Below are 24,417 nucleotides of genomic sequence, written 5' to 3' on the forward strand. Positions count from 1 at the left end.
TTTTGAGATGGAACTGTTCATTATTTTGAGCATTTGCAAGTTGTATTCACTATTTTTGGAGGAATGTTCACTTATTTATTATACGTGGACGGAGGGAGAAGACCAAAGAAAAACGTTGTTGCAGTACACTTTATTAATGTTACGATAGTTAAAGTGAGCATGACATTCTAATTTTCGAATAGAAGGAGACGGAATAGGATGACTCTTAATCAGCTAGCCAAGCAATACGCACTGCCAAGATTACAGGCTTATGTGGAGCAAATGTGCAAGGAACAACAAGATATGAAGTTGGATGGTATGGATGTTTTTGATGACAAAGAGGGCTTTGTATCCGGTTCCGCTGTGCTTTCGGCAACTTTTGTGTTAGAACGGTTGGAGCAAAAACATGACTCATTTGCAGCGTTATTGGATGCGATCCCAGGGCTGATCCGGTATAGTTCAGAGCTGCCTGCCAAGACATGGGGAATTCTGTTCTATCTACAAGGATTGCTTGCCTTGCAAGAAAAGGGCCTTTTGGAAGCGGTCGTTCCTCCCGAGATGATGGTGTATCTAAAAGAAAAGATGGACTGGCGCACCTTTGTCGTCGAGGATGGTTTACAATTACATAGCAATTATCCTACGAATTATTATGGCGTCGCTTTTCGAATTGCCGTATTGCGAGAGAAGCTAGGCTGGGAATCCCCCGTTTTTGCAAATGAACTGCTTAAGAAGTTAATGCATCATATTTCCTCCTATTCAGGGGACCACAGTTATATGGATGAATCGAATGGCCATGGCAGATTCGATATTTATACAATGGCAATCCCTTTTGAAATCTATGAAACACTAATTGAGTTGGGGTTGGAAGTATCCAAACAAGTTCAACAGATGATGAGAAGTGTTACTTCCATTTATCTAAGGCTTGCGAATGAACACGGAGATGGCTTCACCTATGGGAGGAGCATCGGTTTCTATGGAGATACAGGCGTTCACTGCTTGTTGACAGCTGCTAAGCTGGGATGGCTATCGGAAGAAGAAACAGAACTTGCCTATGCGTATCATATTAAATGCGCTGAGAAACTCATTCATTTTTGGCATGATCCTGAGATGAATTCGGTTAATCTATGGGAGAAAGGTCGACGAACGGATAGTTATCGGCATAAGCATCGGATTCTGATGGCGAATTTAGAAGGATACATTGGCATCATTCGGCTCTCTGAGCAATGGAATGAGCTTGGCTACCAGAATAAGCAAGTGTCCGAGGAGAGGTACCAAGAGCTGTTAAACTGTCAACCACAACATACTTTTGTTACCTTCGCGGAGGGTGAATTTACGCGAGCGATGGCTATAATCCGTAAGCATGGCAACGTCTACTCGCTTCCGATCGTGAATGAGGTATGGGGTAAATGGGTGTATACGCCGTATTTGCCGATTCCTTTTCAGCCACGTGTGCTTGAAGCTCCGCCCAATACGTGTCACGCGCAGCTCATCCCTACTTTGGAATGGGCGGATGGTCGCGTTGCTGCACCTGTTGCTTTTGCCAGGAAAGTGGAGACAGAGGAGGATACAAACACGGGTAAGTATACGATACGCTATGAACAAGATATTCTCGGTCAAGTAACGGAGAAGGAGATACTTCAGCTTGATGCAGGCATACGCACTGTCAGTACGTACACCTTTGGAGAGAAATCCATTACGCGCAAGGACACCTTCACGTTCACAGGCGGAGAGTTGCCGAAACGAATTGTCATGGAGTTCGCTACCTTTTCAAGTGAACCCGAGGTTCATGCGAACAGCATTTGTTTCGGTTCGGGGGCTGTTGCTGAATTCGAGGTAACAGGATTGACTTTTGTTTCCACCGAGAATGTGGTTGCGGATCCTCTGTATCATACATCGCATGGCCCGTTACAAACGAAATCCCTATGGGTCAAAGAATTGGATAAGAAAGAACAAGGCAGATATATGGAAATCATATGGAAGATTCACTTCGCAAAACAAGCGTAAATACAAGGCCACAATTAAGCGTGTTCAGATTGCGATTGAAGGTGGCGTGAAAATGGAGATGCAGCGTATGTCGAATAAAGCGAAAATGATTTTGCAACAGGAATCCTTGGTTAGTTTTTGGGATTTTCAAGAAGCAGCTGGTGAGGCGCGAGTAGCTAAAGGGCCATTTGCCTATGCACTTCAGGAAATGGAAGGCCCAATTGAGCGGGTAGAAGAAGGGGTCTTTGGGGAGTATGCGGCCCAACTGGCGTTTGGTCAATGGTTTAATTTGGCGAGAAAAGATTGTGCTGAGCTTGATTTTCATGGATTAGGAGCAGAGCTAACGATCTTGGCTTGGCTCAAACGTGACAATCGTGTCAATCAACAGTGCCAAGCTATTGCTGGTATGTGGAATGAAACCGAGAAGAAGCGCCAATACGCGATGTTTCTTGATTTGCGAATTTGGCAAAGTGCTAATCAAGTAGGTGGACATGTCTCCGCTGAAGGGGGACCAACGCCAGGTCATCCATGGTGTATGACGACGGCAATTGGGGAAACGCCTCTTGGGAATGAAAAGTGGTACGCACTTGCTTTCACCTATGATGGCACATATGCCAAAGTGTATATAGACGGGGTTCTTGACAGACGAGAAGCCTACAACCCTTACTTGTACGACAAAGGCTTGTTTGATGGTGGAGCCACAGGCGCTGACTTTACGGTTGGTGCTGTACATCGGTCGGGGGAGATGGGGAATTTCTTTGCTGGCTTGTTAGGTGGCTTGGCTGTGTATAAGAAAGCATTAACTGACGAGGAAATATTATTGTTATCGAAGTAAGCATGACATGGAATGATAGAAAAACCAGACAGCTGCTTGGAGCAGGGGGCTGGTTTTTTGGCGTGAGATCCTTAGATTTTCTAAAGTAAGCATAGATATGTTTATTTTAATTACGAATCAATCGGCTATAATGAAAACGCTAACAGTCTGTGAATCCAAAAGGAGAGATGCGTAATTATGAAAGTTTGGCTATGCCGTCTTATGATTGTAGTGTTGTTTCTGGGGGCAATTACGAATGGAACCCTAGCAGGAATCGCCTATGCAGGTGTGTATGATGATAACCTGAATCAGCAATTAAATCAGAACGATATTGTTATTGATGACAATGCAGGCACTACGTACGTCACCAGAAGCGGAAGCCCTTGGAATGCTGTAGGCACACAAGGAAATATTGTCTATGGAACGACGGCATTATCTGCACCGAAATCGACTACGGACGGAGCTTTTGTGAAATACACACCAAAGGGAGCCAAAGCACTGACACCAGGCGGTTATGATGTATATATGTCCTACAAGCGGTCCTCGACGTGGGCTAATAATGTCTTGGTTGATGTATTTCACAATGAGGAAACCCATACGGTTACTGTTAATCAGCAAGAAAATGGGAATGAGAATTGGTTTAAAGTAGGCAGTTATTATTTTACAGGCGATGGCACGGAGTTTGTCAAAATACGAAAGAACGGTGACGGCACTACCGCAACCGGCTTTACGATTGCCGATGCTATTCGTTTTTCCCCGAACACGAGCATTACAGCTCCCCCTAATCTGAAATTAAGTGACATCCAGTTATCTTCTGGTCTGTTATCGCCGGGATTTCAGTCTTCCGTTACTAGCTACTCCGTCACTGTTGGTTCGAGCGTCACTTCGGTGGACATCACGCCAATCGCTGCGGATTCTGCAGGTGTAGCTTTAACACTTAATGGTGTTCCCACAACTTCCGGACAACCCACTTCTATTTCTTTAAATCCTGGAGCCAATTCGGTTACCATTACGGTGACGTCAATAACTAACCCACTATCTACCAAGACATATACGATACAGGTTACACGTACGGAGGAAGTAAGCAGTGACAGTCAATTACTAGCTTTATCCATTAATCCGGGGACGCTTGATCCGATATTTCAAGCCAATGTGCATACGTATCAAGTAAATGTTGGCAATCTAGTATCAACCATGGATGTTACCCCAACGGTGAGTTCCTCTGTTTATAAAAGTTTGACAGTAAACGGGAGTAACACGGTATCGGGCAGCACATATTCGGTACCATTGAATGTCGGTAACAATTCCATTGCGATTACGGTAACGGCTGAGAATGATTCGACAACGACCTATCTGCTGCAGGTGAACCGTGTCGCTTCGTCCAGCAATGATGCGACGCTAAGCGCATTGTGGATCAGCGCTGGCTCTATGTCCTTCCAGCCAGAACGAACGGATTACAATGTGTCTGTCAGCAGTATGATCCAGAACATCGAGATCACACCTATCGCTCAATCCACGTACAAAAGCATGACGGTAAACGGTGTTGCTGCCATTTCAGGCAATCCCTACTCGACGGTTCTCTCGCAAGGACTCAATGTCGTATCCATTCAAGTCACAGCAGAAGATATGGTGTCGACGAAAACCTATACGCTGCGGATTACGAAGGCTGCAACGCCCGGGGAAATTGTCGGACAAACGGGAGTTGCCAACGGGCAAATTGCGCCAAAACTTAGTCAAGCTGTTGCGTTGTTTGTAGGTCAGAACGAAGCTTACACGAATAACGTTCGCACGGCAATTGAATTAAATAATAGTCTGATCAAACCTTTCCGAGAAGCGGGTCATATCTATGTGCCACTTGTGTATATGGCGCGAGGGATAGGGGCGCAAGTATCCTGGGCTCAAGGTGCCAATACCCTTACTGCGAACTATAACGGAGTGACTGCTATTTTTACAGGAGGAAGCAATCAGGTTGTAGTGAACGGTCAATCGAGAGCTATTCTTGCTGAAGTGCTTTTGAATGAAGGTCAACTCTTTGTTACAGCAGAGACTGTGGCGGATGTTTTCCAAAAATCCTTATTTCAGGACAGCAGGGGCTTAGTGATTGTTAGCAACACCCCTCAATTATTCATATTACCTTTGGAAGCTGCATTGGTGGATGAATTGGTCAATGGTTTTTTGTATGAATGGGGAAATGTGAAAATATATCCTGGCGGTTTTGTAACTGGTATGGTGTTTCACCCCGTGGAACCAGAATTGAAATATGTACGAACGGATGTAGGCGGTGCCTACCGATGGAATCCTGAAAGTCAGACCTGGGTTCCTCTTATGGAAAGCTTTGGATTAGATGAACTGAATCTGATTGGGGTTGACGGTATCGCGGTGTCCCGGACCGATTCAGACATTGTTTATGTGGCAGCTGGGATGTACGGCACCAAAACAACGGAACCTCACGACGTGCTTAAATCGACAGACCGCGGTCAAACTTGGCACAGAACGGGGCTCAATAAACGCTTTTTTGGCAATAGCACAGGCAGCTCAGGAGATCAACGTCTTGATGGTGAACGAATTCAAGTGGATCCATATAATAGCCAAATTGTCTATGTCGGAACACGTTACGACGGATTATGGCGTTCATTAGATGGCGGGGCCAATTGGGAGCAAGTAGGAGCTATTCCTTTTGGTACAGCACCAGCAGGTGTCACTAACGTAGAATTTGATTACAGTGCAGGGATGATCGATGGCCGAGCCAAGGTGATCTACATTGGTGTCGAAGGGAAAGGCGTATATAAGAGTACGAATGGGGGGCAAGACTGGGAATCTACGATGACCGATTTGACCTCTGGCGCAGTATATCCACGGCGAATGGCCATTGGAAGCGATGGTACTGTGTATGTTACTTCAATTACAGGCTTGAATCGTGGTGATCTTAATGTGACTTCAGCGCCTACGAATGGTGTGTTTAAATATCAATTTGGGGTATGGTCTAACGTTACGCCTGCGGCTAGCAAAAATCTGCCTTTTGGTCCGGTAGCCGTCAATCCAGCGAATCCCAATCTCGTGGTAGCTGTTGAAGGGTATTACCGTTCTTCCAAAGTTTATGTTTCTACGGATGGAGGATCCAGCTGGGTTCAGAGAGGAAATTCCGTGGGAGCGAGCTCACAATTTCTGTTTGATCCGCTGCATCCAGAAGCCTTGTACGATCTTCACGGATCCGGAATTCACAAGACGATGAATATTGCTACGCAATCCATTTCTTGGATCGAAGCGGGTAACGGTATTGAAGAATTATGTGCGACAAAGATGCTTTCTCTTCCTAACGGTACACTAATCATGGGAACGCTGGATCGCGGAGGATTTACATCGACGGATATAACAGTTCCGGCAATACGGTTAACACCTGAATCTAGTGAGAATACAGCGCTAGATTTCTCTGAAGGCGACCCGAACTATGTATTTAGGCTCATGAGCTCCTCAGCTGGTGCGACTGCAAGGGCGGCATATTCGACAGATGGTGGCATGACGTGGAACGAGCCTGGGACTCCGTTTGCGTACGGTATCGGGGGCAGTGTAGCCGTATCTTCAACCAAACAGGCGAATGGCAAGCCTTTGGTCGTAGCCTGGACGAATAACAACACACCTAAACTATCCCGAGATTTTGGTCTTACTTGGGAGGATACTTTATTCGAAGGTGTTACAGCACCTAAATACACAGGAACTACGTTTACTTCCCGCAGATATGGGTTAGAGGCAGATCGCGTAACAGGTGATACGTTCTATTTGTTTGACACTGTAGCGGGCAAATTGTATACCAGCACGAACGGGAAGAACTGGAAGCTGGAATCCACGGCCATTCTTCCTAAGAATGATGCTTCGACGATTGCGGGAGTGAAAGCCGCACCTTACGTAGCGGGTGAAGTATGGGCTAGTGCGAATAAAGGCGGTCTCTATCGTTCCAGCGATTATGGAAAGAACTTCACCAAGCTTGGTAATGTTCAGGAAGCAAGACTTTTCTCATTCGGTAAAAATAAGCCAGGTCAGACGAATCCTTCTGCCTACGTGTACGGGCGGATTAATAATGCCACTGGGGTATTCCGCTCCGATGATATGGGAGCCACCTGGACGCGAATCAATCATGATGCCTATCAGATAGCCGATGATCCGAAGTCGATGGTGGGTGATCGTAAAGTATATGGCAAAGTCTACATTGGAACAGGCGGACGTGGAATTTACTATGGTCATCTACTTGAAACAGACGATGTCCCGCCAAAGCTGACAGTTGACCAATCCCACACTTCTGTAGTCAAAGATGCTCATTATGCGGTGCGGAATGCGCTATATACCGTTTCTGGTACACTCAGTGAGGATGCCACGCTGTATGTGAATGACTTAGCATATCCAGCAATGCAGAAGGGGACGTTTAGCCAAACCATTCAGCTAGCACCTGGAGATAACGCGATTTCTGTAAAAGCCGTGGACAGCGCAGGCAACGCGTCAGTCCCCATCATCATTAACGTTCGTTATGATGCCACTTATGTTGGTATTTCACTGGATGCGTCGCCAACGTATACCAATCAAGCCGTTTATACGGTGAAAGGCATAACGAATACGTCTGCGGTTGTTCGCGTGAACGGGCAGCTAGCAACGCTAGGACCGGATCTGACTTTTAGTAAGGAGATTAACCTGCAAGAAGGCGTGATAACGGCTATTGAGGTAACTGCTGTCAACAGTGCCAATCAATCTGCTGAGCCGATTACCTTCCATCTGACACTGGACAGTGTGTCTCCGGTTATTAATCTGGTTGCGCAGACCGTTACGGCGGATCATGACTATTACTTGCTTCATGGTTCTGTGAGTGAAAAGTCAACCGTCTTCATCGATGGAGACCCTGTCGAATTGAATCCTGATCGGACGTTTGAGCGTTTGCTGTTTTTGCAGCCAGGTCTAACGACTTATCGCATCGAGGCAGTCGATGAGGCAGGCAACGAGGCGATGCCAAAGGATGTCGCGATTCAGTATACGCTGCCTGAAGAAACGATCATACCGAAGATACAAGCTCCTTTCACGGACAGCACAGTAACCGTAGATGGAGTGTTATCTGAAGAGGATTGGTACCTTCCTCATTTGATGGGGAAACCACTTTTAAACAGACCCAATAATATCACGTATTTTGGCACGATGTGGGATGAGAATAATCTCTATGTAGGATTTAAGGTAAAAGATCAACAGTTGGTCAATCATCCAACAACGGTGTACCAAGGTGATTCCCTGGAGGTCTATGTCAGTCCAGATGACAATAGGAATAATACGTACGGTACCTATGACAAGCAGCTTATGTTCGGAATGGATTGGAACATTGTCAAGGTAGGCGGGAATAAGAGCAGTACGGGCATCCAGTTTGCTCGGCAGATTACTGAAGAGGGCTATACGATGGAGATATTAATTCCATGGGCTAATTTAAATACAACTGCCGCATTAGGAAAGATTATCGGATTTGATGTAGATAATATTGACAACGATGGCAACAACGCCAATGGCAACAGGGAGTCCATTATTGCCTGGAACGGCACAATGGATAATTACAAGAATCCAGCAGGTTTCGGTCAATTAGAGCTGGCCCCTGCACCGGAACCAGAAATTATTCTCAGTGATGATGCCTCCTTGAGCAGTATTGTTCTAAACGCTGGCAGTATCATCTTTCAGCCGCAAGTTACGGAATATGCGGTGACGGTGAGTCATGCTGTGGAGCATCTGACGATTACGCCAACTGTAACATCTAGTGTGTATAAATTGCTTTCTGTAAACGGTCAGCCGGTTGGATCAGGCGCTCCAATGACTGTAAACCTAGATGAAGGGTTGAATACCGTTTCAATCGCGGTGACTGCGCAAGATGCAATAACGGTAAAGAGCTATATTTTGACGATCCTGCGAGAAGTGGCAGCGGAGAAGGATAAGAAGGATAAAGTCAAGGACAAGGATAAAGACAAGGATAAGGACAAAGATAAAGATAAAGATAAAGACAAGAAAGAAAAGTAAGGTGAATGCTTAATAAGTTAAACAGAGGTCCATTGCGCCTCCGCAGCTACTATGCTTCGGAGGCGTACTTGTACCTGATTACCAAAATGTCAGTAGAATTACGTAAGTCATCGTTGATTTGTTAATTCATCTTGTTAAGCAATTTGGTATAAATGGGTAGAAGATAAAAAAGTGTTTGAACATACAAACCATGTAAGCCTAACAGAATGAAGGAGGAGAATGGATGCAGTACGATCTGATAATTATCGGGGCGACAACTACCGCACTGGGACTGGCGAAGACAGTGCAGTCTAGTCTCAAAGCACTCATTATCAACAAAACGGAAATGGTGGCTTATGATTTTGTTAATGCCTATAAAAAACCAGAAATTTATGCGAATGGCGCGTCCTTTTATAAGGAATTTAGAGATCTGAACACCGATATTCTTCTAGGTACAGAAGTCGTTTCCATCACGAAACAAGAAAATGGTGGCTATGAACTGGAAATTCTCAATACAGCTGGATTCCATAAAGTGGAAACGCAGCTGCTTGTCGATACGACAACAGAGAGAGAGACCGAGATGTTGGGGAAATCGTTGAATGCACTGATTATCCAGCAAGAAGGGGATGCTGTCCCTCAGGTGGATTGGCCAGGCATCACGATTGTGGGGGAGGACCATAACCAAACGTATAGCACAGCGATTTTAAAATTAGATGCTGAATTGGAATGGACCGTCGCTGAAGCGCGGCACAAGTTAATAGAGCACTGGCTTGCTCGACCTACACAGCTGAGTAATTGGAAAGTAGCGGCAATTGCTTTCTGTTTCGAGGATCGGGTGGCGAGTGGCGAACGTAAAGAGGATGAGGGGTACTTTGTATGGCCCGCAGCTTGCTATACAGAACTGGATGAAAGCATAAATGCTGGCGTCCAACTGGGAAGGAGTCTGGTATCATGATGATCTATCGCCGCAAACTTAATGGTGCAATAATCGAAACGCCTGCTGCTCATATAACGTTTGATCAACAAGTAGATGTACTGGTAGCAGGTGTAGGCACAGCTGGTGCGCTTGCCGTTATTTCTGCAGCAGCTCAGGGGGCATCCGTTCTTGGCGTAGATCGCCTTATGGGCATTGGCGGCATGGGCACAATGGGGTATGTGTCAGGCTATTACTATGGTCTGGCTGGAGGCATGCATATCAATATTGATGATGAGGCGCAGCGTTTAGGTCGAGCTCATTTTTTGGACAGAGTAGAACCGAAGAAATATTTTCTAGAAAACAGAATCACGGAGCTTGGTGCGAAACTTTCACTTGAAACCACGGTGACTGGGGTATTTGTAGAGGAGAATACAGTAAAAGGCGTATCCTTATTCTCAGATGGTCGGCAATGGAATGTTGCTTGCAACGTAGTGATTGATGCTACTGCCAACTCAGAAGTATGTATATTGGCAGGATGTGCAACGCATCAAGGGCGGGAATCCGACGGGATGAGTAGACCTTTTACCAGTGTAAAAGTATGGTTACATCATAAAGGAACGATTACTCGAACCAATCACGATTGTGGATATGTCAATCATTATGATCCTTTCGAATTGACGCAGGGGATCTTGCAGGCTCACGCTAGTCAACTGTTGGAGGAGTTTAGCGATGACGAGAAGCGCGTTATGTTCTTTGCTCCTTTCATAGGCATTCGAGAAGGCAGAGTCATAGATGCAGAAAAAAATATTACAATGGAAGAGGTCATCATTTGCGAGAAAGAGGATGAGCCTTTATTCTACGGATACTGTGATTTTGATAAGCACGGCAAAGACAATATGCTGGAGACAGAAGCTTTACAGGATCTTTATGTGGCAGCTAATTTGAGTACAGCCTGTTTTTCTGTTCCCGTTTCACTTCGCTCATTGACACCTAAAGGGTTTAAAGGCATTTTAGCAGCCGGACGCCATCTGGGTATGGATCATGATGTGGCCAGTTTATTGCGTATGCAGAGAGATATGCAGAAGTGTGGCGAGAGTGCAGGCGTTGTAGCGGCTTTGGCAGCTAAGCAAGGAGTGGAAACGGGGCGTGTGCCTTATGGAGAGATTAAGGATATTCTTGAGAGGAGCGGTTGTCTCGCCGACGATCATGACCAAGGGATTTGGTTTGATGATTCCTTCCGTAAGGAGCAGATTCATTGGATGACGGACCCAGCGGCAATCAAGGCAGAACTTGCAACAGAAATGCCGGGTATCGCGATCTATTCTTGTAAATTGCTTGGTGACAAGATCACGTCGCATTTAAAAGAATGGTTGGCTGCCGAAGATCATTGGCTTCGTTGGGGAGCTGCAATCAGTCTTGGAATTATTGGTGAAGATTCGGCAATTCCTGTGTTACACGAGATCGTTCGCAAACGAGATGCTTACTATTACAAAGATTGCCGTCGAACGAATCAGTTTCGCACTGCCATTGCACTTTATCTCCTAGGCAAGTTAGGAGACAAGACGTGTGTGCCGATGCTGCAAGATATTTTGTGTGATGTGACAGAATTTGATAAGGATTTATACCATGTCATAAAAGAAGTTAATTATAAGTTTAACACGAGCAAAAACTTTAACGAATTGTATTATCAAGTGATTTCTCATGCTGCAGTTTCTTTAATTAAGATTGCAATGAAGCATCCTGAGCTGGATGATTCGGTAAAAACAAGTCTACTGGATAGCTTCAAAGATGATCGTCATTTACTTCATATTACGACGATGCCGAAGCTGACTTTCGAGTATGAATCCGTCGAGAATATCCGGAATTATGTGCTTACATATTGTGGTTCAGCACGAGTAACGGAGGCAAGTATTCATTCATAAAAAGCAGGGACCCTTGTGCATAAACGAGGGTTCCTGCTTTTTGATTGTGTTAGGCAAGGAGATACACGAAAAATTCGAGTAACGTGAGCGAGCTTGGCCGAAAGGCGATGAGATACTCGAGAAATTCGAGTAAAGGGAGCCTGCCGGTGCGAAAAGCAAGGAGATACACGAAAAATTCGAGTAAAACGAACACGCAGGCCCGAAAATCGATGAGATACTCGGAAAATTCGAGTATCTCCTTCAAGTTCTCATTCATAAATTAAAAGCAGAGACCCTAGTCCATACCCTAGGGTCCCTGCTTTTTGTTAAGGCAAAAGACGGCCGTAATAAATACCTCGGCCTCCCGTGCCGACATAGACTGTACCATATTGGTTCCGATCGCCGACCATCGACTTCGGATCATCCCCAATCTGGTAGGCGTCATGATTGACGCGCGTCCAAGTAATTCCAAGATCATCGGAACGGAAGATACCGTCCTGATTGTCTATTCTGCCATAGACATAGGCGCTCGGCATGTTGCTGCCCGTGGCATTCTTGCCAAAAGAAAAGAGAAGCGCTTCCTGAACAGCAGCAACTTTGGTAAAATTGCGGCCGTCATCCGAGGAGCGGAATAAGCCGCTATCACCTGCGCTGGCCCACACTTCGCCTGCAAGGTATGGCGCTGCACGTACCCCAGCGATATCGGAAGAGCCATTGCTTGGCAATTGGGCGTTGGATTGAAGCGTCCAATTCTTCCCATCCTTGCTGCTATAGAATGTACCCACTACGGTATCGTACAGATAAAAGACATTGCCGTTCACTCTGTCAGCTTCCAAACTATAACGTCGGGAGTTGTAGATATTGCCGGTATACACAGGAGCTGGAACACCGTAGAAAACGGTATCTTCCCATGTCTGGCCGAAATCTCTAGATAGCTTAGGCGTGTGACCATTCGTGAAAATGACAACGAGTGGCAGGCCGTTAGCCTGTTTTTGTGAAGAGACCGCGACACTGCCGCCAAAGCCATAAGGATAGGTGACTTCCGTCCATGTTTGTCCGCCGTTGGTGGAATAGGATGCACGAGGCGTCTCACCAAGTTGGCTGCTGGCAAGTCGGAACACGTAGTTGGGATCAACCTCGGAGAAATCAATTGCTGTATTCTCGCTTGTCGTTGGGCCAGTCAATCGTGTAGCTGGTGTACTGATATCGGTTGTGGAAAACCCGCCTCTGTCCAAAGTCCCCATAATCAATCTGCCATTAGGAAGCGACAGCAGCTTTAAGGCGCACAGCTCTTCAATCCCATAACCGGCTTCGATCCAACTGATAGCCTGAGTCGTAATGTTCTGCGTTTTATGAATACCAGACCCATGTAAATCATACAGATCCTCCGTATGGTGCGGATCGAAGAGGAACTGAGAACTAGCTCCATAGGAATCACCCTTATAAGTCCATGATGCACCGCTGTTCGTGGAAAGGTAAACTTTGGAGGATTCGTAATAACCTTCTACGGCTACGAGTGTGCCAGGCGAACCAGGCTTAACAGCGATAGGACCAAATGGTTTTCCTGTACTTGCTGATGGGGTTACATCCGTCCATGTCGATCCATTGTATTTAAACACACCGTTGGTTGGCGCCGTGGCTACTGCCAGATTCTCTCGATTTAGTCCGGTTATGGAGGTGACATAGAGATTTCCATCACCAGAAAGTGACATTCGACGAGGGAATACGGGTCCAGAAGTTAGTGAAGACATCGTGGAGGTCCATGTCACCCCACCATTTACACTTTTATACACACCACTACCCTCTACACCTACATAAAGCGTACTTGCTTTTCCGCTCACGGAGCCTGCACTGTAATCGATCTCAACGTTGGTTACGCCAGCCGGTGAGTTTCCTGAAGGAATAGCGGTCACTTTGCTCCATGTTTGTGCGCCATCGGTTGTTACCCATAGCCCATCATACCGCGTACCTACGTACACAATATTAGCGTTGTAAGGGTCAACGGCGATGCGCTCACCATCCAACCTTTGATCTCCAGCGCTTCCGGTACTATTCCCATAAAAGCGTTTATTCAGATTCGTACGCTGCCAAGTTTGACCTCGATCGGTAGATTTCAGTACATCATGAGGTTCTGATGGCTTATTGCCGTACATACCCGCTGCGACATAGACAATATCCGGATTGGTACGAGAGACGGCAAGGCCATCTATGCCTTGTAGGTTTAATTCATTCGTTCCGAAGTTTTCCATGAGTGGGACCCATTGCTGGCTGACGGAATTCCAACGATAGGCACCGCCTACATCTGTTCGCACATATTTAAGGTCGGCAACAGTAGGGTGAATGACCATGCCAGTAACGAATCCGCCGGGATAAATGTCAACATTGCCCCATTGATAGCGGAATCCGTCTATGATGTATTGAACCAGACTTTGTTCGCCAGGCAACTGGAATATAGTGGCCGTAGAACTAAAGATGACAAGGCCGCTGCTATCCTGAAAGGCGTTGCTTCCTGTCACTTGAGAAATGGTCTCAGCAGAGACAAACAATTGTCCAGCCTGTGCGATAACAGGGGCAGGGATAGCGGTGGTCTGACCATTTACACTAATTTGAGAGCTTCCCGCTGTAAAAACATACACGTTGCTATTCCGGGTTACCGTCATGCTGACCGGATTCGCAGCTGTAGAAGTTGCACCTAAGCCTTCTGTTGTGTATTTGAGCGGAACATAAATGAGATTGCCCTGCTTAAAAGGCTTAACTGCATCGCTATTCAAGTCCATGGCTCTGCGCACATTATTTAAATAGGCTTCATGATTACCTGCGAACATCATTACCGCTTGGTTAATTCTGCTTGCAATAGGCTCACGGGTTATGCCGGCTTGCCCTACGGTTTCTCCTGCAGATGTATTGCGTTCGACTTGAACGGTATACGTTGTTTTGGATGTACCGTTCTCAGCTGTTACCTCAATCGTCACGGTATTGACGCCGGTAGCCAGTGTTACATCCTTCCCCGTCCCGGCAGCCACAGTCGTCCCATTAACTTTTATGGACGAGTAGAAGGGAGAGCGAGCATCTGGCGTGACTCGTAGATTATCTACAAGACTGCTTACCTTTAATTGATAACTGGTCACAGCAGATTGGAAAAGCAGATTGCCCTCACTTAGCGCAAGTCTGTTTAGCGCGGAGTCGTTACTCGTAGATGCAGCTCTTGTGATCGTCAGCGTATACGTCTTGGTTGTGTTATTTTCCGCTGTGACAACGATCGTTACGGTGTTAACACCTGTAGCGAGGTTGACGCTGCTTGAGGAGCCAGAGGCTACGGTTACCCCATTAACAGTTATGTTTTGGTAGCTGTCCGCATTAGCGAACGGAGTAATCGTCACAGATGACAGGCTATAACCGGCAGCTACGCTATACGAAGTGGTATTCGGATGGAAAATAGGCGAAAGAGTACCTTTGTTCAGCTTTAGACTGCTAAGTGTCGCATCTGAGCTTGTCGCTGAAGCACGGTTAATTGTGAGTGTATATGTTTTGGAAGCTGGCTGGTTAAGCGCAGTGACGACAATCGGCACGTTATTTGCGCCTGCTGTAAGTGAAATGGTCCTAGCGGTGCCTGAGGTAGCAACGGTTCCACTAATGCTTAAGCTTACTTCGCTTGAGGAGCTTGCTGTTATTGCAGTGAGGGCAAGACTACTGACGGTATTGGGTACGTTTAAGGTGTACGTCATCGTGTTGGAATCAAAGACTGGCCCTAGCTTCCCTTTACTTACGGTGAGGTTGCTTAGCTTCATATCTGGCTTGGGAGGCGGCACCGGCACGACACTATTGGGAGAAAAGCGAACAGCATCTGCGATGACATACCCATTACCGGAAGCGGGTGTACCTGCATTTTTGATGCGGACAACCTCATTACCATCGCCTGCAAAATAGTAAGTACCGACCCTAACCCAGCGAAATCCATTGATTTGCTGATTGATCGTCACGGCATGAGTCTCGTCATTATGTGCAATTTCTATCGGTACATTGTTGGCTCGATTCGTACTAGACACATAAGATACATACACATTGTAATTCCCAGCAGCTAACCCTTGTGGCTTGTATTCTACGTATCGGTCTTTACTGTCGCCAGGGGCTGTGTACAAAGAGTTGGTTCCGTAACGACCAGCTGCCGTACTAGTTGACCAGAAGCCAATGCGACTTACGCCTGATGCATCGGAATTATCGATAATTTTATCACCCGTGATGATTCCGTACTGAGGAGAGGATGCAGTGGGAGGGGAGACGGTGGTGTTGGGAGAGAAACGAACGGCATCTGCGATGACATAGCCATCTCCAGAAGTTGGCGTTCCCGCATTCTTAATTCGTACAAAATCAGTCCCGTCAGCGGAGAAATAGTAGGTACCCACGGATACCCATTGAAAGCCATTAACCTTCTGGTCGACGCTAACAGAGGTAAGTTCACCATCGTGATAGATGTCCACAGGCACATTACTCGCACGGTTGTTAGCTGAAGTATAGGAAATGTAGACATTATAATGTCCTGCTGCAAGTGCATTAGGCGTGTAGGTCACAGAGCGATCCTTACTGCTGGAGGGAGCTGTGTAGAGTGCATTGGTGCCATAACTGCCGGCGGCAGTGCTGGCGGACCAGGCACCCGTTAGTGTAACTTGACCGGTATCACTGTTGTCAATAACGAGATCTCCAGACAGAAGTGTATAGTCTGGATTCTCTGCAGTTGCAGCATAGCTTAGCGTGGCAGGCATACAGACGGTGAGCAGGGTCATGATGAGGAAAGATATAAACCAACGAGATGTAAGGTTATACATAAAGTCCTCCTCTTAATAAGTTATTTGTGATCCCAATATTCTCCTTTCCTCCTTGATGATAGCGATTACATCATACAATTTGCCTCATGAAGAGAACATAAATAAAACTATAGTCTCTTTAATTTTTCTACTGAGTTCATTGTGAAAAGGGAAGAAATGAACAAAACAGCCCTGCCGTCGGTGATTCCCGATAGGCAAGGCTGTTTCGTGTATGACGTAAGCCTACTTAACTTCAGCGTGGATGTTAGTAAGCAGTTTTTTTAAAGCTTTTGATGCAAGGGTGAACACTTCTTCCGGTTCTTTTTCTTTATACACAGGCGCCCAGCGCAAGTGTGGTTCTAAGGAAAGAAATCCATTAAAACCGGAGTCCTTCAGGGCAGCAAGAAGCTCCGGCAATTCACCGTCTCCGTCACCTGCTGGCACAACATGGCCGGTATCCATTCTGGCATCTTTGATATGGATATAATCCACATAATCCTTGAGGAGCGGGTAGGCATCCGTCATCGGCCGAACACCTTCCTTGACAAAATTGCCAGGATCGAATGCGCTGCGCAACCAAGGGGATGCAATTGTTTCGAAGATATCCAGGCAACGCTCCGGTGTGCTGCCGTAAATATGGCGTTCATTTTCATGCAGGAGAATGATCTTTTCTCGTTGTGCAATCTCACACAGAGCTTTTAAGCGTTCCATGACCTGATCTCTGTACATGTCTGGTGCTGCTTCTTTGGGTATAAAGAAAGAAAAAATACGGATATAAGGAGCATCCAATGTCTTCGCTGCAGCAATGGCTTTCTCAAATTCAATGAGGTGCGGTTCGAATGGATCCGTAATGTGAATTTTACCAATCGGTGATCCGATGGCACTTACTTTTACCCCACTTATAGCTAAGAATTGTTTCGCGTCCCTCATCTGCTCCTCACTGAATTGCAGCACATTGACTCCCCACATACTCCGCAGTTCCATCCATTGGATGTTCTCCGATAAGAGTTCATGGATTTGACACTGAGGATCACTGGATATTTCATCGGCAAAGGCGGATAAGGTAAACAAATGATTTCGCTCCTTTGGTATCAAGCCATTATGACTGCGTTAGATACGTATACACTAAGAAGTAGAGCAAGGTCTTATTTCCAAAGCGAACCCGCCGTTTACAGCCATCGGAATTGAGATTCGTTCTCCACTGCGTACGGTGAAAAAGGTTGTTTTCAAGGCTCGCATGTCATGCTCATGCAAGGAAGGACGCACTCTTTTACTATCCAGAAAGCGGATAACGTCTTCATTCACAGGTGGAACAGCGCCAAGGGCTGTATCAAAAGGCAGTGCCTTGGACAAGTCATCACTGTACAAATTGGCCTCATAGTTGCCTTCTGTTAGAAAATCCAGATGAACTTCGGCGGTTCTTGGACGTCTTGCACAGATGCCTCCAATGAACCAACGCTCCCCCCGTCGCCGAGCCATGGTCACATAGCTGGCTGGCTTTCCTTCCAATAGGTGTGTTTCATCCCAGACGACAGGCACCTGTTCGAGAAACTTGCGGCAGGGATGATCAAGCAAGACAGAAGCCTTTTCCGCAAGATGAAGCGTATAGCTGGTAAATATGACCGTGAGCGCTGTCTGATGCGCATCGGATGTGCCTGTTTTGAATGACGAGTAGACCACAGGTGTATAATCCATGGGTCCAACCGCATTACGAGTGAAAGGTAATGTACAGTTGTGCGCAGCGTCGGGGCCTGCTAAGGAAAAGCTGCTGTAGCCCTGATAGAATTCGCTTCCCATGACCCCTTCGTAGGTCAGAACATGGGGCCAGGTTCTGCTGGCACCGCTTGGCTTGGTAGTGCCGTGCAGGTTGAGCATCAGACTTTTGGAAGCAGCAAGCTCAGCTAACATATTGTATTGACGAATGCGTTCCTGAGAATCGGATTCGAAGAAATCAAGTTTGAGTCCGGCAACCCCCCATTCCGCCCACAACGTCATTTTTTCCTCGGCAATCTTCTGATTACGTAAATCTTGCGTATGCGCCCAGATCCAGATCCCTACGTTTTTGGCAGCAGCGTACTGAACTAAAGCGGGAATGTCAACGTTCCCAGCCCAGCCTCCGTCAACAAGGGAGTATTCATAGCTCATGGCAGCTGCTGCATCCACGTATTCCTGCATGCGTAATTGATCTAAATGAGCGCCTTTATCGGACATCCAGCTCCAGAGAACACGCCCGGGCTTAATGAATGAGGGATCGCTAACAATGGAAGGCGGGTTCAGGCTCTCCAGCACATTGGAATTCACAATGGTAGCAAGATTGCCGATAATCACCGTTCGCCATGGTGTTACCAACGTTTGCTCGCTGACCGTGAAGCTCAACTGATCAGAGGCACGCTGGATGGTTAAAAGAAGCGGATCTTGCCGGCTAGAGATAAGGTGAGAGCCGCCATAATCACCGCTGAAGACAGCTGCTTCTGTGTATAAGGCCCACAACGAGTGACCGAGCTCTAACAAAAGTGGGAAGCCCCAAGCATTTTGATAGATATCTTCAAGGGGGACAGGATGGTAGAAATCTTCGTAAGAGAATAATAGCTTTTGCGCGTATAGATTCACAGTATCCTTGGGCACACGGTAACCAGTTGCTTCCCGATACACAGTTATGGAGCTGTCCGATGGCAGAACAAGCCTTACCGCAGCGCCATCATTGCTGACCCATGCTTCCGCATGAATGACGCTATTATTTTTCTTCAGGATCCAAGTCAGGCTGTTGGCGTTGGTGTGGCATTCAGGCTTTTTGAAAGCAGGGATGATAAACGTTTCCTCAATCGTCTTACATTCAGTTCCTACAGCTATCAGCCCTTGTGTGAAATCTCCAATGCTTGTATCGAGCCCAAGAGGGGAGCGCGCAATAACTGTTCGCTCGCCCGCTTTTACTATATAAGAGAGACTTCCACTCTCCAGTAACATCGTCAGTTGCAGGCGTCCATCCGGTGAGTAAATGTGCTGTTGATCCATACTTCATTCCTCCGTCAAGTCGTTATACAGTTTATTAAATAGCTCACTTATTTCCCTTCAAGCCCTAATTCGCACCGTGCTGTGCGGCGGAAGAAGGTGTGTTTGTCTTGCAGGAAGGTGGACATTATCTCTTGCCCTTTCGCGCTCTGGCAGCGTACGGCGGCTCTGGCAAGACTGATTTCTGCGTGAGCCATCATATAATTGGAATGTCCAATCGTATGCAGCCCCATGGCGTAACCTGTAAGGCCATCCCTGGATAATAAGGTATCCATCGCTTGAGATAGACGACTATCCGCACGTTCAGCAGCAGCTGCAGCAATGTTCGTAATCCGTTTGAAAAAAGGATACTGGACCATGTCCTCTCGCTCTTGATCATAGATAAACATCCACGGATGTTCAGGACCGTATCCTTCGGTTTCGGCAATGAGACGAGCTAATGGCTCAACAGGCGCAGGATGCGTAGAACGTCCTGCGAACATAATCAAGCGATTGATGTAGGTAAAGTCATCGCCATAATGATGTCCCCAGCGAAATTGACCGCTGTAGATTTGTTGCATCGGCAAGGTATGATGCCGACCTTCAGCAATGGCTGCAGCTAGGAGGTTAGCAATTTCCTCGCCGCCTAGTGCAGAGCGAAACCAAGCCAAAGCATGGGCGGTTAACCCGCGCTTGCCACCATGGTAATTGTTCTCGAGCAGCGGAAGCGCTGTCTCTGCTGAACGACGCAACAAGGCGAGGAGAGCCTCCTCATCTCCGTCAGCGACACGCGTAGCCAGCACGGTAATATCTGGCGGTTGGGCTGCGGAGAATGCCCAGTCCGGTAATATCTCCATTGCAATCAATTTATCCTGGAGTGTGTCAAGGTCGATGTCCCTAACACCACAGTTCATATCTACGGCCATCGAAGCAGCAAGACCAATGGCATACCCAGCATTCTTGATATCCGCATTCATTCGGCAGAAGCTCGTGGCATCGCGTTCCCCTGACATGGCTTTTGCGGCTATGAGCAAACCCTCTTTACCTTTAGGAATGAAGCTTCCATAAGGTATGCGCAGTCGAATTTCTTTGCCGGCACCAAGCCCACCTAATCTAGCAAAAGGGGAGGAGGTGAACGCATGACTGTCAGCTCTTGTATTGGCAACTGCAATGACGTCATCATATAATTTGTCATCCAGAATATCCCGGACGGTCAAATAATGTTCCCCTTGAAGCCGGCGAGACTCTCTGACCGTCACCATGGGAGAAATATGATGCGGAGAATTCTTGTAATGTCCGTCACGAACCGCACGCAGTCGCTCGGAGTAATGATTAGGGTGGCAGATACCGCGATCATTATAATAGCGATGCATCAAATAACTGGGGAAAGGATAGAGTTCCATGCCCCATAGACTGTAACTTTGCACCATGCCTGTGTCGGAATCGCCAATCTCGTAGCCGGCTCCAGCGAACTCAATCATATCGGCATTTCCTGTGGAATCAATGGTGACTTCGGCTTTAATGGCAAATAGTCCGTCCTCATTCGCAGCGATGACACCCTTTACCCGATTACCATCCATAAGCGCTCCACAGGCGACAGTGCCTGAAAAAATAGCAACACCGTGCGTCTCTACACAGTTATTGAGAAAAGTAGCGTAAGGAATGCCGCCTTGTTCTTTCAGGTCTCGTTTCTTGTGGGTAAAAGCATTAGAACGCTCGCCAGTCTGCTTACTCATGCCCTTGCGATAACCATCGTAATAATCAATAACTCTCCCTAGCGTATGTGTGCCGCCGAATAGGGAGTGAATCTCGATGGCTGCTACTCGCTTGGCAGATTCTGCTGCAGCCAGCATAGCCATGCCGCCTCCTACGCCAACACCAATGACACAGACATCAACTTCAAGAGGTTGTGATAGCAACTTCACATAAAGGTCCTCTGGAATACGATGAAGCTGAATCGTCATACCATCATCCTCATAAGGGATGAGCCTACTCCAATCCCAAGGTTGACTTCCCTCGCGCAGGAGTAGGAGCTCATCACCAAGACGATCAGGTTCAGAGGGGGGGGAAGCAGCCCATTCCACAGCTGCAAAAGCTTGAGCCCATGCATCTGCCACATGGCCTAGTGTGAAATTCCATGGCAACGAAGCTAGAGGTCGCAGACCTTCCAAGTTACTAACGAAATCAGTCTCATCACCTGTAAGATGAGCATCGTAGGCCAAGTGATTTGTATGTGCCTGCTCGAAACCAGCTACATTCTCAGTGAGATACGAGGAGACTTGCCAGCTTTTCGATACCCGTCGGGTTTCCAATTTACTACGTGATGCAAACATATTGTTGGCTTCGTCCATATAAGCGAATTCGATAATAGTTGTATCTTTACGAGCGGAAGGATGCAACCGGAGGCTGCCTTTCACTAGATCGAGTTCGTGTTCTACCTTACTCATTGCCACAGAATTCACCAAAGACGACAAGTCGATATTCTCCATATCAAATGTCGCATTCACCCTAATTTCACCTTGGGCATAAGGTCTATTTTGTAAAATGCGAATTAAGTTGAATCTTTCTGTCGCATCCAGAGCCTTACGCGTTGCTACGTGCATGACACCGAAGGGTGTAGCTAGTGCCACGCCTGTTAATCCAGTCCGATCACGCGTCACACCAACAGCTATTGCTGCATACAGAACGGTCACGCCAACACGTTCTAATTCATCGATGAGCCATTGGCGGGTTAAACCAGCAGGAGCCTGGGCTTCCCGATCATTCCGCATGGTAAACAGACGGGCAAGCCACCCCGGGCAAGTTAGATTCATCCGTTCATGTCCTTCAGGACTAATAAATGTATGATTATAAGCAGCAATTTCCCTTCCAGGATACTCACGCTTCTCGACAAGCACGACATTCAAACCGTTCTGAGCAGCCTGGATCGCAGCCATACATCCCGAAATTCCGCCGCCGATCACGACGAGATCAACCTTTTTCATCTGAGTCTCTCCCCATAACCAAATAGGCTGCCGTGAAGCAGCCTTGGTTTCTATTTTTTTAACCTTTCACAGATCCGATCGTAAGTCCTTTAACAAAGTACTTCTGTAGGAATGGATACACAAGAATGATAGGACCAATACCAATGATCGCCATCGCCATACGCACAGTTTCCGTTGGAATCCGATCCAGCTCCATATTGGCGACAGCTGAATCCACCATGCCTGAATTTAGATACTGAACTTGCGAAATGACCTTATACATGAGAAATTGCAGTGAAATGAGATCATTGTTACTGATAAATATCATGCTGGTAAACCAATCATTCCAGTATCGAAGTGTCTGAAATAACCCGATGGTAGCCATGACAGGGAGTGATAGTGGAAGAATAATTCGTGTGTATATGCGGAATTCGGATGAGCCATCAATTTTGGCGGATTCGATTAGCGCCGGAGGAATCGTATTGGTAAAGAAAATTCGCATGATAATGAGATTGAACGGTGAAATTAATCCTGGAATAATGAGTGCCCACAACGTATTCTTTAGTCCCACACTTGTGTAAAGCAGATACCAAGGCACTAAACCGCCATGAAATAGCATCGTGAAGAAGACGAAGAAGGCGATGGTGTTGCGATAAGGCAGTTCTCTACGAGAGAGTGGATAGGAAAACATAGAGGAGATTAGCAAACTTAGAGCGGTTCCAGTTACGGTGACAAGTATGGAGATGCCATATCCTTTAAATATTTTATCAGCATCTTGAAAAAGATATTTATACGAAGCGAGTGTAAAATCGTTCGGAATGAGATTATAACCACGTTCCAGAATTTCTTTTTCTCCTGTAAATGAAACGGCAATGACGAGCAAGAGAGGAAAGAAGCAGGCAATGGTAAGCGCGATAAAGATGATGTTTAAACTAATATTCACCGGCATGGTTACAGCGTTGGCGTCATAGAATTTTTTACGTTTGGTTACCATGACCTTCTCGCTTACTGCAGGACTAGATAGAGTTTTGGCCATTTGTCACATCTCCTAAAACAAAGCGTTCTCTGAATTTATTTTTCTAACAATCGCGTTTGCCGTTAGTACAAGAATAAGTCCTACAACAGCCTGGTAGAAACCAGCTGCCGCAGACATCCCTACATTGCCATTAAGTAGGAAGGAACGGTACACGAAGGTGTCGATGACATTGGTTGTCTCTTGAATAGGGCCGCTGTTTAAAGGGACTTGATAGAAGAGGCCGAAGTCTGCATTAAATATTTTGCCTACATCTAAAATAAACAGAATCGTGATGACTGGGAACATAAGCGGAATTGTGATATGTCTGATTTGCTGCCATTTGCTTGCTCCATCAATAATCGACGCTTCATAATATTCATGATCAATTGAAACGAGTGAGGCCAAGTAGACAACGATGGAATAACCGATGCTTTTCCACAAATAGACGATAGGTAAGATGTAGATCCATACATGCGCGTTGCTATACCAAGAGAGTGGTTTAATGCCTAAAGGCTCTAAAATATTGGTATTCACATAGCCGGAACCGCCGAGAAAAGCATAAACGAGATAACTAACCACAACGTAAGACAAAAAGTGAGGGAATAGCAAACTGCTTTGGTAAATTTTAGCTAAACGACGATTCAATACCTCGTTCAGACCAATGGCTAAGAGAATAGAGATGATGGTGCTTGTCACAATGAAAACGATATTATAAAGTACGGTATTTTTCGTTGCAATAAGCGCTGTATCGGTTTTAAACAGGTAGATAAAGTTATCAAGTCCATTCCAGGGGCTTCCGAAAATACCTTTTGCGTAGGCATAATCCTTAAATGCTACAATGACACCAAACATGGGAATGTAGTTATTAAAGATCAGGATGGCCGCAGCTGGAATCATCATGATATAGAGTGCCCGGAATTTAACGATATTTCGTAAAAATTGGAAGGTATGGGACATCAACAAGCGCTCTTCAACTCCTTCTCCGTGATGTCTGACATGTTCAGGAATGAGCTGCTGTACGGCATGCTCACTCCTGACATGTGC

At 46.4% G+C, this 24,417-nt stretch carries 11 protein-coding genes; 5 read left to right on the forward strand and 6 right to left on the reverse strand.

Annotated elements, in window-relative coordinates:
* The first annotated feature begins 198 nt into the window (after nt 1–198).
* The 5 genes from AC58QT_RS16585 to AC58QT_RS16605 all read left to right on the forward strand — a co-directional run bounded on the left by AC58QT_RS16585 (nt 199) and on the right by AC58QT_RS16605 (nt 11,626).
* Nucleotides 199–1,983 (forward strand): hypothetical protein, encoded by a 1,785-nt coding sequence (locus tag AC58QT_RS16585; protein ID WP_497409966.1) that lies wholly within the window; start codon nt 199–201, stop codon nt 1,981–1,983.
* Between the two features lie 52 nt (nt 1,984–2,035).
* Entirely contained in the window at nt 2,036–2,797 is a 762-nt protein-coding gene (locus tag AC58QT_RS16590; protein ID WP_497409967.1) for a LamG domain-containing protein, read from the forward strand.
* A 177-nt stretch (nt 2,798–2,974) separates the two neighbouring features.
* Nucleotides 2,975–8,809 (forward strand): cadherin-like beta sandwich domain-containing protein, encoded by a 5,835-nt coding sequence (locus AC58QT_RS16595; protein ID WP_497409968.1) that lies wholly within the window; start codon nt 2,975–2,977, stop codon nt 8,807–8,809.
* A 223-nt stretch (nt 8,810–9,032) separates the two neighbouring features.
* Nucleotides 9,033–9,743, forward strand: a complete 711-nt coding sequence (locus tag AC58QT_RS16600; protein ID WP_497409969.1) for a hypothetical protein — start codon at nt 9,033–9,035, stop codon at nt 9,741–9,743.
* Nucleotides 9,740–11,626 carry an FAD-dependent oxidoreductase gene (locus AC58QT_RS16605; protein ID WP_497409970.1) on the forward strand — a complete coding sequence of 629 codons (1,887 nt, stop codon included), beginning with the start codon at nt 9,740–9,742 and terminating at the stop codon, nt 11,624–11,626. The genes AC58QT_RS16600 and AC58QT_RS16605 overlap by 4 nt, the downstream gene beginning before the upstream one ends.
* Nucleotides 11,627–11,931: 305 nt before the next feature.
* Here the strand turns inward: AC58QT_RS16605 and AC58QT_RS16610 are convergent, their stop codons facing one another.
* The 6 genes from AC58QT_RS16610 to AC58QT_RS16635 all read right to left on the reverse strand — a co-directional run bounded on the left by AC58QT_RS16610 (nt 11,932) and on the right by AC58QT_RS16635 (nt 24,330).
* Complete coding sequence (locus AC58QT_RS16610) at nt 11,932–16,428, reverse strand: golvesin C-terminal-like domain-containing protein (RefSeq protein ID WP_497409971.1); 4,497 nt, start codon at nt 16,426–16,428, stop codon at nt 11,932–11,934.
* A 222-nt stretch (nt 16,429–16,650) separates the two neighbouring features.
* Entirely contained in the window at nt 16,651–17,478 is an 828-nt protein-coding gene (locus AC58QT_RS16615) for a sugar phosphate isomerase/epimerase family protein (protein ID WP_497409972.1), read from the reverse strand.
* 54 nt (nt 17,479–17,532) lie between these two features.
* Nucleotides 17,533–19,419 carry a glycoside hydrolase family 97 protein gene (locus tag AC58QT_RS16620; RefSeq protein WP_497409973.1) on the reverse strand — a complete coding sequence of 629 codons (1,887 nt, stop codon included), beginning with the start codon at nt 19,417–19,419 and terminating at the stop codon, nt 17,533–17,535.
* Between the two features lie 47 nt (nt 19,420–19,466).
* The gene (locus tag AC58QT_RS16625; RefSeq protein ID WP_497409974.1) at nt 19,467–22,379 is read right to left on the reverse strand and encodes an FAD-dependent oxidoreductase; all 2,913 of its coding nucleotides are present in this window, start codon (nt 22,377–22,379) and stop codon (nt 19,467–19,469) included.
* A gap of 58 nt (nt 22,380–22,437) precedes the next feature.
* The gene (locus AC58QT_RS16630) at nt 22,438–23,394 is read right to left on the reverse strand and encodes a carbohydrate ABC transporter permease (protein WP_497409975.1); all 957 of its coding nucleotides are present in this window, start codon (nt 23,392–23,394) and stop codon (nt 22,438–22,440) included.
* Between the two features lie 12 nt (nt 23,395–23,406).
* Nucleotides 23,407–24,330 carry an ABC transporter permease gene (locus AC58QT_RS16635; RefSeq protein WP_497410043.1) on the reverse strand — a complete coding sequence of 308 codons (924 nt, stop codon included), beginning with the start codon at nt 24,328–24,330 and terminating at the stop codon, nt 23,407–23,409.
* Between the last annotated feature and the right edge of the window lie 87 nt (nt 24,331–24,417).

This window comes from Paenibacillus sp. J31R109, from assembly GCF_059692055.1.